Raw genomic sequence first — 12,981 nt, 5'->3', positions numbered from 1 at the left:
GCCACCGAGAATGTCCGACAACACCGATCTCCGCATCGCCGTGCTCGGCGTCGGCATGATGGGCGCCGACCACGTCGCCCGCATCACCGACCGCATCAGCGGCGCGCGCGTCACCGTGATCAACGATTACCTCACCGAGAAGGCCGAGCAGGTCGCCGCCACCGTGCCCGGCGCCCGCGTCGTCGCCGATCCGCTCGACGCGATCGCCGCCGACGACGTGGATGCCGTCGTGCTCGCCACCCCGGGACCCACGCACGAGAAGCAGCTGCTCGCCTGCCTCGACGCCGGCAAGCCCGTCATGTGCGAGAAGCCCCTGACCACCGACGCCGCGACGTCCCTCGAGATCGTCAAGCGCGAGGCCCAGCTCGGCAGGAAGCTGATCCAGGTCGGGTTCATGCGCCGGTTCGACGCGGAGTACGAACAGCTCAAGGCCACCCTCGTCGCGGGCGAGCTGGGACAGCCGCTCGTGATGCACTGCGCGCACCGCAACCCTGCGGTCCCGCCGTACTTCGACAGCGCGATGATCGTCAAGGATTCGATCGTGCACGAGGTCGACGTCACCCGATTCCTGTTCGCCGAGGAGATCACCTCCGTGCAGATCATCAGGCCGACGGCCAACACGCTCTCCGGCTCCGATCTGCAGGATCCCCAGATCGCCATCTTCACCACAGAGACCGGCCGCCACGTCGACGTCGAGGCGTTCGTCACCACCGGCCTGGCGTACGAGGTGCGCACCGAGGTCGTCGGCGAGCTCGGCTCCGCGATGATCGGCCTGGACGTGGGACTGGTCCGCAAGACCCGCCCCGGCGTCTGGGGCGGTACCATCACGCCGGACTTCCGGGTGCGTTTCGGTGCCGCCTACGACGCCGAGATCCAGCGCTGGGTGCACGCGGTACGGTCGGGCGCCGAGACCGGCAGCTACGTCGACGGTCCCGGCGCCTGGGACGGCTACGCCGCCGCGGCGGTGTGCGAGGCCGGCGTCCGTTCGCTCGAGACCGGTGAGCGGGTCGCCGTGGACATGGTGGACCGCGCGTCCGTCCCGGGAGCGTGACCGCCGTGAAGATCGCCCTGGATCCCACCCCGTTCCACCACTCCCACTCGCTGCTCGAACTGCCCGGGATCGTCGCCGAACTCGGCTACGACTACCTGCAACTGACCCCGCACGTGGACATGATCCCGTTCTTCAACCACCCGAAGGCGGACGACGCGCTGGTGGCCAAGTTCCGCAAGGCGTGCGCCGACGCGGGCGTCGGCATCGCCTCCGTGCTCCCCGTGCTGCGCTGGTCCGGTCCGGACGAGGATGCGCGTGAAGCCGCGGTGCGGTACTGGAAGCGCGCCATCCAGATCACGGTCGACCTGGGTGTGAACGTGATGAACACCGAATTCTCGGGCCGGCCGGAGAAGGCCGAGGAGTCCGAGCGGGCGTTCTACCGGTCGATGGAGGAACTCGTCCCGATCATCGAACGCGAGGGCATCGACGTCCGGATCGACCCGCACCCGGACGACTTCGTGGAGGACGGACTGGCCGCCATCCGGATGATCCGCGGTATCAATTCGAAGAACTTCGGACTGGTGTACGTCGCCTGCCACACCTATCACATGGGCGGCAACATGCTGGAGATCATGCGGACCGCCGGCGACATGCTCCGCCTGGTGCACGTCGCGGACACGATGGACCATCACGCCTCGCACGGCCTTCGCTACATCACCAATCCCCCCGGCAACGCGGTCCGTGTCCACCAGCACCTGAAGATCGGCGACGGCGACGTCGACTGGGACGAGTTCTTCGGGGGCCTCGCCGAGATCGGCTTCTACGACCGCGACGACACCGTGATGGTGTCGAGCGTGTTCGCGGAGAACGAGAACGCCCACGATGTCTCCCGCTACCAGCTGAAGACCATGAGCGACTACGTCGCCAAGTACAGGAACCAGGATTCTTGATGACCGAATCTGTTGCCACCCAGACCGTTTCCCATTGGATCAACAACAAGCCCTACCCCGGAACCGGCACCGGCACCGCCCCGGTGACCAACCCGGCGACCGGGGAGGTCACCGCGCAGGTCGCCCTCGCCGATCTCGAGGACGCTCGCGCGGTGATCGACGCCGCGGCGGCTGCGTTCCCCACCTGGCGTGACACCTCCCTCGCCAAGCGCACCCAGATCCTGTTCCGCTTCCGGGAGCTGCTCAACGAACGCAAGGGCGAGCTCGCCGCGCTCATCACCGCCGAGCACGGCAAGGTGCTCGACGACGCCCTCGGCGAGGTCACCCGCGGCCAGGAGGTCGTCGAGTTCGCCTGCGGTATACCGCATCTGCTCAAGGGCGGCTTCACCGAGAACGCCTCCACCAAGGTCGACGTGTTCTCGATCCGCCAGCCTCTCGGACCCGTCGCGATCATCTCCCCGTTCAACTTTCCGGCCATGGTCCCGATGTGGTTCTTCCCCCTCGCCATCGCCACCGGCAACACCGTCGTCCTCAAGCCCAGCGAGAAGGACCCGTCCGCCTCGCTGTGGCTGGCCCAGCTCTGGGCCGAGGCCGGCCTGCCCGACGGCGTGTTCAACGTGTTGCAGGGCGACAAGCTCGCCGTCGACGAACTGCTCGAGAACCCGGCGATCAAGGCGGTCTCGTTCGTCGGCTCCACCCCCATCGCCCAGTACGTGTACGAGCGCGGCACCGCCCACGGCAAGCGGGTCCAGGCGCTCGGCGGCGCGAAGAACCATGCGATCGTCCTGCCCGACGCGGACCTCGATCTCGCCGCCGACGCGATGGTCAACGCCGGATTCGGCTCGGCCGGCGAACGCTGCATGGCCATCTCCGCGCTCGTCGCGGTGGGCGACATCGCCGACGAACTCGTCGGCAAGATCGCCGAGCGGGCCCACACGATCCGCACCGGGGACGGCACCGCGGGCTGCGACATGGGCCCGCTGGTCACCCGTGCGCACCGCGACAAGGTCGCCTCGTACGTGGATGCGGGCGAGGCCGCCGGTGCCGAGGTCGTCGTCGACGGACGGACGGTGCAGGCGGACGGCGGGGAACAGGGATTCTGGCTGGGCCCCACCCTGCTCGATCACGTGAGCACCGACATGAGCGTCTACACCGACGAGATCTTCGGGCCCGTGCTGTCGGTGGTGCGTGTCGGCTCCTACGACGAGGCGCTGGAACTGGTCAACGCCAACCCATACGGCAACGGCACCGCGATCTTCACCAACGACGGCGGCGCTGCCCGGCGCTTCCAGAACGAGGTGGAGGTCGGCATGGTCGGCATCAACGTGCCGATCCCGGTCCCCATGGCGTACTACAGCTTCGGGGGCTGGAAGAACTCACTGTTCGGCGACACCCACGCCCACGGCGCCGAGGGCGTGCACTTCTTCACCCGCGGCAAGGCGGTCACCTCCCGGTGGCTCGACCCCAGCCACGGCGGACTGAACCTGGGCTTCCCCCAGAACAACTGAGTCAGCCACCGGCCCGGTCGTGCACGCGCGCCGGGCCGGTGCTGCCCCGCACGACCAAGGTCGGATCGAGCACCAGCTCCGTCGGCTCGGCGGCGGCGTCCGCCAGGCGCCGGTCGGCGAGCCGGACCGCGGCCCGGGCCAGGGCCTCCGAATCCTGGCGGACCGTGGTGAGATCGATCCGGGCGAGGTCTGCCAGGCGGGTGTCGTCGTAGCCGATGATCGACACGTCGCCCGGCACGTCGACGCCGGCCCGGGTGAGGTGATCCATCAGGCCCACGGCGCAGCGGTCGTTGCCGGCGAGAACGGCGGTGGGCAGGTCGCCGGCGAGCAGCGTGCGGCCGGCCGCGACGCCGGCCTCCTCGGTGTGGGCGCCCGGGACGATGCGCGCCCGATCCGACAGACCGTGCTGCCGCATCGCCTCCAGGTAGGCCTCGCGTCGCTGCTCGGATCCGGGGTCGTTGCCGCCGTCGACGTGGTGGATATCGGCGTGACCGAGATCGACGAGGTAGCCCACCGCCTGCGCGATGCCCTCGGCGTCGGCGGTGTGCACGCAGTCGATCCGCTCGTGCGGCACCACCCGGCCGACGACGACCACGACCGCGCGATCGGCGAGAGCCTCGAGTGCGTCGGTGTCGGAGTAGGGACCGAGCAGGATCAGGCCCTCACACCGGTGCCCGAGCAGCGATTCGATCGCCCGGATCTCCTCGCGCTCGGGCGCGCGGGCGGACAGCAGCACCTCGTAGCCCAGGGCCTCCGCCGCGGTGTAGATGCATGCGACCAGATCCGCCTGGAACGGCTGGTGCACATCCATCAGCACGCCGAGGGTCCGGCTGCGCCCCCGGGCCAGCGACCGGGCCGCGCTGTCCGGGCGGTAGCCCAGGTCCTCCGCCGCCTGCAGGACCCGCTCCCGGGTCGCGGCGCCCGCACCGGGTTTTCCGCTGAAGACGAGCGAGACCAGCGTGCGCGAGACGCCGGCGCGCGCCGCGACGTCGTCCATCGTCGGCCGGCGGTTGCGCCGGGCGTAAGCATCGTTCGGCATCGCACTCCGTTCCTGGTTTTGTGAGCCTTGACACACGGGGTGACGCGCTTCATAGTAGTACCTGCAGCGCTTTACTGAAGCGCTTCAGATTGACTTCGACGGATCGCACGCGGTTACGGCCGCGCACGTCGAACACCAGGACGTGAGAACGGCCCGCCCGAGGGTCCGGCCGCCACGACCGACATCCTGCGCCCCGCAACTGCGGAAGCCGGAATCGATCCCCAGGAGAATCCATGCCTCCCACCGCCACACTCGCCGGAACCGGCAGCGCGCCGCCTCGGCACCGCCGCTTCCTGACCCTCCTGACGGTCGTCTCCACCCTCGGTGGGCTGCTGTTCGGCTACGACACCGGCGTGATCTCGGGCGCCCTGCTGTACATGAAGGACGACCTGGCCCTGAGCCCGGTGGGTGAGGCCACCGTCGTCAGCGCCCTGCTCTTCCCCGGCGCGGCCGGCGGCGCCCTGCTCGGCGGTCGCCTCGCCGACCGGCTGGGCCGCAAGGGCGCACTGCTGGTGTGCGCGGCACTGTTCCTGGTCGGAGCACTGGGCTGCGCCTTGGCACCCAACGTCCAGGCGATGGTGCTGGCCCGCATCGTGCTCGGCCTCGGCGTCGGCGCCGCCGCGGTGACCTGCCCGCTGTACCTCGCCGAGATGGCCCCCGCCGAGCGCCGGGGCCGGATGGTGACGGTGAACGAGCTGATGATCGTCATCGGTCAGATGCTCGCGTTCACGGTGAACGCCGTCCTGGACCAGGTCGTGGAGGATCCCGGCGTCTGGCGCCTGATGCTCGCCGTCGCGGCCGTACCCGCCGTTCTGCTCTTCGTCGGCATGCTCGTCCTGCCGGACTCTCCGAGGTGGTACGCGGTCCGCGGCCGGCTCGACGACACGCGACGAGTCCTGCAGCTGAGCCGGCCCGGCCCCGAGGCCGCGGAGGAGTTCGCGGTCATCAGCGCCCATGCCGAGCGCGACGTGCAGGAGGACAAGGGCGCGGCCCTGCGCGACCTGAAGGCCTTCCCGTGGATGCGCCGGATCCTGTGGATCGGCTGCGGTCTCGCCGTCGTGCAGCAGGCCACCGGGATCAACACGGTGAACTACTACGCCCCCACCATCCTCGAGGAGAGCGGCCTCGGCGTCAGCGCCTCGCTCGTGGCCACGATTGCCGTCGGTGTCACGTCGGTCGTCATGACGATCGTCGGCATCGTCCTGCTGGGCTTCGTGCGGCGCCGCCGGATGCTCGTCGCCGGCTTCGCCGGGGTGGCGGCGTCCCAGGCCGCCCTCGCCGTGGTGTTCCTGCTGCCGGAGTCGACGATGCGCAGCTACGTCATCCTCGCGGGAATGATCGTGTTCGTCGCCTTCGTGCAGTGCTTCATCGGCACCTGCGTGTGGCTGCTGCTCTCGGAGATCTTCCCGATGACGATCCGCGGATTCGCGATGGGCATCGCGGTGTTCGTGCTGTGGACCACCAACGCGATCATCTCCTTCGCCTTCCCCATCCTCAACGGGGCACTGGGGTCGACCGGCACGTTCGGCCTGTTCGTGATCGTCAACATCGTTTCCCTCCTGTTCGTCCTCCGGTTCGTTCCGGAGACCAAGGGCCGGAGCCTCGAGGAGCTCGAGGACGACTTCCGGGAAATCGGAGCGACGCAATGCCGCTGATTCGCATCGACCTCGTCGAAGGCCGCACGCCGCAGCAGATCACCCGGCTCCTCGACGCCGTCCACACCGCGGTCGTCGACGCCTTCGCGGTCCCCGGCCGCGACCGGTATCAGCTGGTGCACACTCACCCTCCGCACGAGATGATCGTCCTGGACACCGGTCTCGGCTTCGCGCGGTCGCAGGACGTCGTCGTCGTCCAGGTGTTCAGCCGGACCCGGCCCGAGGAACAGAAGCTCCGCTTCCACCGCCTCGTCGCCGAGCGGCTCGAGCGGGACTGCGGGACACGGCCGGAGGACGTGATGGTCACCATCACCGAGAACGGCGACGCCGACTGGTCTTTCGGACTGGGCGAGGCCCAGTTCCGCACCGGTGCGCTGCGGTAGTTCCCCACCGTCCGGCACAGCACCCGAACGCCCCCGCCGCAGAGCACGCCACCGAGGAGGTCCCGCCATGCTCTCCACTCGATCGCGCACGCTCACCCTCGGATTGGCCGGCGTCGGCCGGATCGGGGTCATGCACGCCGAGAACATCGCCGCCCTCCGGCGGCGCCTCGCCGATCGCGGGGTGGCCCCGGAGCTGGCGCTCACCGATGTCGCCACCGACCGTGCCCGTACGATCGCGGCGCGACTGGACGCTCGTTTCCATTGCAGCCCAACAGAGATGGTCGATTCCGGCATCGACGGCCTGGTGATCGCGACCGGTACGTTCACCCACCCGGAGCTGATCGCCCTGGGAGTCGACGCCGGCATCCCGGTGTTCTGCGAGAAGCCCGTCGCGGGCAGCGTCGCCGATTCGCTGCCGGTACTCGAGCACATCCGCGCCGGGAGCGGCGTCGTCCAGATCGGTCATCAGCGCCGATTCGACGCCGGTTACCTCGAAGCCAAGCGACGTCTCGAGGCAGGCGAACTCGGCTGGATCCACTCGCTGCGGGCGGTGACCGGGGACATGTTCCCCCCACCGGCCGATTTCCTGGCCACCTCCGGCGGCCTGTTCCGGGACTGTTCGGTCCACGACTTCGACATCCTGCGCTGGCTCACGGGCCGCGAGATCGTCGAGGTGTACGCGCGGGGCTCCAACAACGGCGATCCGGCGATCGGCGAGGTCGGCGACGTCGACACCGCCCTGGCGGTCGTGACCTTCGACGACGGCACCGTCGGCACGGTCTCGGCCACCCGCTACAACGGCGCCGGCCACGACGTCCGGCTCGAGATCCAGGGCTCGAAGGGCTCGGTCATGGTCGGTCTCGACGAACGATCGGCCCTGCGCTCGGCGGAGCCGGGCGTGCGGTTCCCCGCCGGCCCGTCGCACCGCACCTTTGCCGAGCGGTTCGCCGACGCCTACCGCGCGGAACTGCAGGCGTTCGTCGAACTCGTGCTGGGCGAACGCGAGAACCCCTGCACACCCGAGGACGCGGTGGCGGCCGCCCGGGTGGCCGACGCAGCCCAGGATTCGCTCGAGCGTGGGGTGCCGGTGCCCATCGAGTCCTGACGGCAGGCGCCCGGCCGGGCCGCCCGGCTCACCGCGTGGGCTCGACCGGCTCCGACGGCGCGATGCTCGTCTGCCGGACGACGAGGTGCGGCTCGAGGGTCTCGTGCCGTCCCCCGGAGCGACCGCCGATGCGTTCGACGATCATCTCCACCGCCAGCTCCCCCATCCGTCGCCGCGGCTGGTCCACCGTGGTCAACCCCGGCGTGGACAAGGAGGCCAGCGCCGTGTTGTCGTACCCGACCACGGCGAGACGCACGGCCGGGCGCGCCACGGCGAATCGGCGTGCGGCGGTCAGCGCAATGAAGTCGTTGTGCGCGAACACCGCTGTGGGAGGTTCGCCGTCGTGGAACCACGACGGATCGGGGCTGCCGATCGTGTCCAGCTCCGCGTAGTCCACCGGCATGTCCGGCACACTGCGCGCGAGCCCGGCGAGCCCGGCGCCGCGCATCGCCCGGGTGTATCCGGCGCGCCGGCCCTCGCTGCTCGCGTTGCGATCCGTGAGCGGGGCGTCCACGTGCAGGATGCGGCGGTGGCCGAGCCCGATCAGGTGTTCCGTCGCCAGGATTGCGCCTTGCTCGTCGTGGGTGTGCACGCTGTCGAACCGGTCCGACGTACCCGGCCGGCCCACCACGACGGTCGGCGCCGACACCCCGACGACCTCGATCTTCTCGTTCGCGAGTTGCGGGGCGATCAGCACGACACCGTCGGTGCGCGCTTCGAGGAAGGTGTCGAGAGCGCGCTGCTCGACGGTGGGGTTCCGGAATCCGGTGTTGATCAGCACCTGGAGGCCCGCCGCCTCGGCTGCGCTGCTGATCCCGTCGACCACCTCGGCGAAGAACGGGTAGTGCAGGTCCTGGATCACGACGCCGATGGTGTGGGTGCGCCGACCGAGGTGGCGGGCCGCTGCGTTCGGCCGGTAACCGAGCTCACTCATCGCGCGGAGCACTGCCGCCCGGCGTTCCTCGCTCACCTGAGGCGAGTTCCGGAGCACCAGGGACACCAGCGCTCGGGAAACACCTGCGTGCGCGGCCACCATCGCCTGCGTCACGGGTCTGTTCATGGTGCGATCGTAGAGAAGTCCGGCGTACGACCGGGTGTGCCGGCGCCCGGCAGGCGCCGGCACATCCTTCTCAGGGCCGAACGGTCGCCGAGGATGCCTCGATCAGGGTCCTCGCCGCGACCTCGAGGCCCTCGATACGACCGAGTTCCACGTCCTCGTGTTCGATGTTGACCGCCATGTCCGGATCGACCGCGCGCAGCGCATCCAGGAAGCGCCGCCAGAAGGCGACGTTGTGCCCTCGGCCCACGGCGACGAAGTCCCATGCGGAGTTCTCCGGCCACTTGTTGACGTGATGCCGGCCCCCGAGCCCGGTCGGGTTCTCGTCGAGGGGAATGCGGGTGAAACGCTCGTCCAGGACCCCGGCGATCTTGCAGTTGTCGTTGATCCGGGTGTCCTTGGCGGCCGCGTGGAGGACGAGGGGCCCGAGCCACTCGATGGCCGCGACCGGGTCGATGCCCTGCCAGAACAGGTGGGACGGGTCCATCTCGGCCCCGACGTGGGTGGCACCGACCTTGTCCACCAACCGCTTGATGGTCGGCGGATTGAACACGAGGTTCTGCGGGTGCATCTCGATGGCGATCTTGACCCCGTGGTCCCGGGCGAGAACGTCGATCTCCTTCCAGAACGGCACCGCCGCCTCGTCCCACTGGTATTCGAGGGAATCGAGGTATCCGGAGTCCCACGTGTTGACATTCCATGCGGGCCACCGTCCGCCGGGGTGCGCTGCGGGCAGGCCGGACATCGCAACGATCCGGTCGACTCCGAGCAACGCGGCGACACGGATCGCCTTGCGCAGATCGTCGGCGTCCTCGGGGCCCACGTCGGGGTCCGGGTGCAGCGGATTACCGTTGCAGTTCAGCCCGGTCAGCGCGACCCCGACCTCGTCGAACACCGCCAGGTACTCCTGGGGCGACACGGCCCCGGAGAGCAGGTCGCCGACGGGCAGATGGGGTGTGCCGATGAAGCCGCCGGCGTTGATCTCGGCGCCTTCGAGGCCCAGGTCACGGATCGTCTCGAGGGCCTGCCGCAGCGGCCGGTCGTGCAGGATGGCGGTGTAGACACCGAGTTTCATGGTGGGGTCCTTCGTACGGTGATGTTGCCGAACAGGTGTGGTGGTCAGCCGATCTTGACGGCGGCGCCGCCGGATCGGGCGGATTCGACGACGGCCGCGGCGATCTGCATTCCGCGCAGGCCGTGAGCGAAGGTCGGCAGCGGACCGAGATCGCCGATGCCGGCAACCTGGTCGAGGAAGGCCCGCGCCTGATAGGCGAAGTACTCGGCCTTTCCGTGTCCGACACCGCCGGCGTCCATGGGCAGGCCACCGGCGATGTACGGATGCTGCGGTCCGATGACGACCCGGCGGGAACCGTTCACCGTGGGGTCGAGATCGTCGGTGGAGATGGAGAATTCACTCGGACGGCACTGATCGAACGCGGCCCTGCCTTTCGTGGCGAACACCTCGAAGCCGAGACCGTCGGGCAGCCCGTGCGCGACGCGGGAGATCGAGAAGGTCCCGACGGCGCTGGAGGCGAACCGGGCACTGAAGGTGACGATGTCCTCGTTCTCGACCGCCGCCGTCTCGTCGCCCACCGCCGCCTTCGTGTGACCGTAGGTCACTCCCAGGGGAACGGGACGCTCCGGGACGACGGTCGTGAGCACCGCACCGCCGACCTCGACGACGGGACCTGCCAGCACTTCACCGAGGTCGATGATGTGGCTTCCGATGTCCGAGAGGGCCCCCGTCCCGGGTCCACCGCGGTACCGCCACGTCATCGGGGCAGTCGGGTCCAGTGCGTAGTCGCACCAGTAGTGGCCGTGGAAGTGGAGCACCTCGCCGAGGCGGCCCGACGCGACCTCACGGCGGATCGCCTCGATCGCGGGGGCGCGCCGGTAGGTGTAGCCGACGGCCGACTGTGATTCGGCGACGGCGGCCGCAGCGACCATCGCTTCGGCGTCCTCGACGGCGGCCGCGAGGGGCTTTTCGCACAACACGTGCTTGCCGGCGGCCAGCAGGCCCTCGACGATTTCGCGATGGAGGTGGTTGCCGACGACGACGCTCACGACGTCGATGTCCGGCGCCTCGGCGATCGCCTGCCAGGAGTACTCGGCACGCCGGTAACCGTATCGCTTCGCGGTATCGTCGGCGACGGCCGCATTGGCGTCGGCCACGGCGACGAGATCGACGTCGGGGCGGTCGGTTCCGAACAGGGTTGTGGCGTGGCGGTATCCCGCCGCGTGGGCGCGGCCGGCCATTCCGCCGCCGATGACGGCGACGCCGAGGGCTGCAGAGGTCATGTCCGTGGGTCCTTTCCGGGTTCGTGGGTCGGGAGCGATGTCAGCGTGTTCCGGCAGCCGCGTACTCGGCGACCGCTTCCACGTTGGCCGCGTCGATGAAGGCAGGACCGGTGAGAGTGGCCTGCCCGCCACCGAGCACATTGCCGTTGTTGATGTGGAGCCACAGCGAGTCGACGGCGAGGTAGCCCTGCAGGAAGGGCTGCTGGTCGACCGCCCACTGCACGCCGTCGCCCGACTGGATGGACTGCACGACTTCGGTGTTGGTGTCGAAGGTGCCCACCTCGGCCGTGCTGCCGGCGTCCGACACCGCAGTGACGGCCGCCATCGCGAACGGGCCGCCCAGGGTGACGACGTAGTCGATCGTGGGGTCCTGCTGCAGTTTCGCGCCGAGGGTGGCCTGCACCGAGGGCATGTCGGTGCCCGTCACGTACAGGTTCTCGACGTTGCCGCGGAAGGTCTCCGCAACACCGGCGCACCGCGCCTCGAGACCGACGTGCCCCTGCACCTGGTTGACGCAGACGGCGCGCGTGGCACCTTCCCGATTCAGTCGCTCGCCGACAGCGCGGCCGGCGATCTTCTCGTCCTGTCCGAAGTACTCGAGGACGCCCATGTCCTTCCAGTCGTCGTATCCGCTGTTGAAGGCGACGACGGGGATCCCGGCAGCGGCGGCGGCCTCGATGCCCGCTTGCATCGCTTCCGGCTTGGCGAGGGTGAGGGCGATCCCGTCGACATCGGAGTCGATGGCGCTCTGTACCGCGTTGGCCTGATTCGGAGCCTGGTCCTCACCCTGGTAGGTGAGCTCGACGTTGTCCTTCGCGACAGCCGCCTCGGCCCCCTTGCGGACGAGGTCCCAGAAGGTGTCCCCGGGCGGGGCGTGGGTCACCATCGCGAGCGTGATTCGTGGCGTGTCGGCTGTACCTGCGGACATGCCGGATCCGGAGTCGTCGGGACGGCCACCAGTGCTGCTGCACGCGGCCAGCAATGAAACCACGGCAGCGGTACCGATGGTGGTCGCGGCGCGGCGGGTGCGCATCATCGTCGATTCCTGTCGTTCCTGCGGGGTGGAGCGGCACCCCGGGATGGAGGGAAGAGTCTGCAGATGTAATCCGAGCGGTTTAGCACGTGCTAATCCGTAGTGACGACCCTCACACATCGCCCCGATATATGTCAAGACATATGACCATATTCATCAACCGCGCGCACAGGACAGGCCGCCGGCGCGCCCCTCGTCGCGGGGATGCGTCGGCGGCCTGTCGAAGCGCGGGGACCACTCCGCCGTCCGAACGGGCGCGGAGAAGCGCCACGACGGCCGGACCGGCGGTACCGGAGGGAAACCGGCTACGAAACGAGGTTGGCTGCAGCCCATTTCATATGGGAACGCACGGCGGCGGCCGCTTCGTCGGAGTCGCCGGTTTCGATGGCGTCGACGATGGCGCTGTGCCGTCCGACGTCCATGTTGCCGACAGCCTTTTCCAGGCCGGCGAACATGATGGACATGCGGATCGACCCTTCGAGGGACTGCCACGAGTGCATCAGTGTCTCGTTGCCGGTCAGACGGCAGAGGATGCGGTGGAAGTTCAGATCCGCCTCGATGCGCGCATCGAGATCGTGCTCGGCACGCGCCATGATGTCGAGCGCCGCGCGCAGGGCCGGGACCACGGTGGAGCGGTCGGGAAGCTCGGCGAGCTCCCGGACCGCGAGGGCTTCGAGGGCCGCGCGGACGGCGAAGATGTCGCGGATCTCCTTGGCGTCGAGGTGGCGGACGTAGAGCCGGCCCCGGGCGCCGGCGGAGATCAGGCCTTCCTGCTGGAGCTGGCGCATGGCCTCGCGCAAGGTGCCGCGGCTGATCTGGAGCATCTCGGACAGCTCGGTTTCGACGAGCGGGCTGCTGGGGGCGAGGGCGCCGCTGGTGATCGCGCTGCGCAGAGCCGCGACGGCCTGCTGGCGCAAACTGGTCTTCTCCAGTCCGAGCAGCGCGGCAGGTTGTGCGGCCAT

Annotated in this window: 12 protein-coding genes; 6 read left to right on the top strand and 6 right to left on the bottom strand. The window is 69.4% G+C overall.

The genetic code is table 11. The features are described 5' to 3' along the window. Positions 1-10 precede the first annotated feature (10 nt). Genes ISO16_RS21670 through ISO16_RS21660 form a run of 3 tightly spaced genes read left to right on the top strand, consistent with a single transcriptional unit; the run spans position 11 to position 3,449 of the window. The gene (locus ISO16_RS21670) at positions 11-1,051 is read left to right on the top strand and encodes a Gfo/Idh/MocA family protein (RefSeq protein WP_072634304.1); all 1,041 of its coding nucleotides are present in this window, start codon (positions 11-13) and stop codon (positions 1,049-1,051) included. Positions 1,052-1,056: 5 nt separating this feature from the next. Continuing rightward, positions 1,057-1,941, top strand: coding sequence for a sugar phosphate isomerase/epimerase family protein (locus tag ISO16_RS21665; protein ID WP_072634327.1), 885 nt, complete (start codon positions 1,057-1,059; stop codon positions 1,939-1,941). Next, on the top strand, positions 1,941-3,449 hold the full coding sequence (locus ISO16_RS21660; RefSeq protein ID WP_072634303.1) for a CoA-acylating methylmalonate-semialdehyde dehydrogenase: 1,509 nt from the start codon (positions 1,941-1,943) through the stop codon (positions 3,447-3,449). Before ISO16_RS21665 ends, ISO16_RS21660 begins: the two co-directional genes overlap by 1 nt. Before the next feature lies 1 nt (position 3,450). Here the strand turns inward: ISO16_RS21660 and ISO16_RS21655 are convergent, their stop codons facing one another. Then, on the bottom strand, positions 3,451-4,488 hold the full coding sequence (locus tag ISO16_RS21655; RefSeq protein ID WP_072634302.1) for a LacI family DNA-binding transcriptional regulator: 1,038 nt from the start codon (positions 4,486-4,488) through the stop codon (positions 3,451-3,453). Between the two features lie 233 nt (positions 4,489-4,721). On the opposite strand from ISO16_RS21655, the gene ISO16_RS21650 reads away from it, so the two are divergent. The 3 genes from ISO16_RS21650 (at position 4,722) to ISO16_RS21640 (ending at position 7,631) form a co-directional block, all read left to right on the top strand. Next, positions 4,722-6,143, top strand: coding sequence for a sugar porter family MFS transporter (locus ISO16_RS21650; RefSeq protein ID WP_072634301.1), 1,422 nt, complete (start codon positions 4,722-4,724; stop codon positions 6,141-6,143). Then, complete coding sequence (locus tag ISO16_RS21645) at positions 6,134-6,526, top strand: tautomerase family protein (protein WP_072634300.1); 393 nt, start codon at positions 6,134-6,136, stop codon at positions 6,524-6,526. Before ISO16_RS21650 ends, ISO16_RS21645 begins: the two co-directional genes overlap by 10 nt. 67 nt (positions 6,527-6,593) lie before the next feature. Beyond that, positions 6,594-7,631: a Gfo/Idh/MocA family oxidoreductase gene (locus ISO16_RS21640; protein WP_072634299.1), complete on the top strand. Its 1,038-nt coding sequence runs from the start codon at positions 6,594-6,596 to the stop codon at positions 7,629-7,631. A 28-nt stretch (positions 7,632-7,659) separates the two neighbouring features. Here the strand turns inward: ISO16_RS21640 and ISO16_RS21635 are convergent, their stop codons facing one another. From ISO16_RS21635 to ISO16_RS21615, 5 genes are all read right to left on the bottom strand, one after another. Next, entirely contained in the window at positions 7,660-8,691 is a 1,032-nt protein-coding gene (locus ISO16_RS21635; protein WP_072634326.1) for a LacI family DNA-binding transcriptional regulator, read from the bottom strand. A 70-nt stretch (positions 8,692-8,761) separates the two neighbouring features. Continuing rightward, positions 8,762-9,763 (bottom strand): sugar phosphate isomerase/epimerase family protein, encoded by a 1,002-nt coding sequence (locus tag ISO16_RS21630; protein ID WP_072634298.1) that lies wholly within the window; start codon positions 9,761-9,763, stop codon positions 8,762-8,764. A 44-nt stretch (positions 9,764-9,807) separates the two neighbouring features. After that, entirely contained in the window at positions 9,808-10,986 is a 1,179-nt protein-coding gene (locus tag ISO16_RS21625; protein WP_072634297.1) for a Gfo/Idh/MocA family protein, read from the bottom strand. 40 nt (positions 10,987-11,026) lie between these two features. Then, the gene (locus ISO16_RS21620; RefSeq protein WP_072634325.1) at positions 11,027-12,019 is read right to left on the bottom strand and encodes a substrate-binding domain-containing protein; all 993 of its coding nucleotides are present in this window, start codon (positions 12,017-12,019) and stop codon (positions 11,027-11,029) included. 305 nt (positions 12,020-12,324) lie between these two features. After that, positions 12,325-12,981, bottom strand: coding sequence for a GntR family transcriptional regulator (locus tag ISO16_RS21615; RefSeq protein WP_065923032.1), 657 nt, complete (start codon positions 12,979-12,981; stop codon positions 12,325-12,327).

Source organism: Rhodococcus sp. M8, from assembly GCF_015654185.1.
Lineage (GTDB): Bacteria > Actinomycetota > Actinomycetes > Mycobacteriales > Mycobacteriaceae > Rhodococcus > Rhodococcus aetherivorans.
This window is presented reverse-complemented; position numbering and strand designations above follow the sequence as displayed.

Bases quoted from the DNA above. Each gene is read 5' to 3' on its own strand.
- ISO16_RS21670 (WP_072634304.1), top strand. From the start codon at position 11: ATGTCCGACAACACCGATCTCCGCATCGCCGTGCTCGGCGTCGGCATG.
- ISO16_RS21660 (WP_072634303.1), top strand. From the start codon at position 1,941: ATGACCGAATCTGTTGCCACCCAGACCGTTTCCCATTGGATCAACAAC.
- ISO16_RS21655 (WP_072634302.1), bottom strand. From the start codon at position 4,488: ATGCCGAACGATGCTTACGCCCGGCGCAACCGCCGGCCGACGATGGAC.
- ISO16_RS21650 (WP_072634301.1), top strand. From the start codon at position 4,722: ATGCCTCCCACCGCCACACTCGCCGGAACCGGCAGCGCGCCGCCTCGG.
- ISO16_RS21645 (WP_072634300.1), top strand. From the start codon at position 6,134: ATGCCGCTGATTCGCATCGACCTCGTCGAAGGCCGCACGCCGCAGCAG.
- ISO16_RS21640 (WP_072634299.1), top strand. From the start codon at position 6,594: ATGCTCTCCACTCGATCGCGCACGCTCACCCTCGGATTGGCCGGCGTC.
- ISO16_RS21635 (WP_072634326.1), bottom strand. From the start codon at position 8,691: ATGAACAGACCCGTGACGCAGGCGATGGTGGCCGCGCACGCAGGTGTT.
- ISO16_RS21630 (WP_072634298.1), bottom strand. From the start codon at position 9,763: ATGAAACTCGGTGTCTACACCGCCATCCTGCACGACCGGCCGCTGCGG.
- ISO16_RS21625 (WP_072634297.1), bottom strand. From the start codon at position 10,986: ATGACCTCTGCAGCCCTCGGCGTCGCCGTCATCGGCGGCGGAATGGCC.
- ISO16_RS21620 (WP_072634325.1), bottom strand. From the start codon at position 12,019: ATGCGCACCCGCCGCGCCGCGACCACCATCGGTACCGCTGCCGTGGTT.
- ISO16_RS21615 (WP_065923032.1), bottom strand. From the start codon at position 12,981: ATGGCCGCACAACCTGCCGCGCTGCTCGGACTGGAGAAGACCAGTTTG.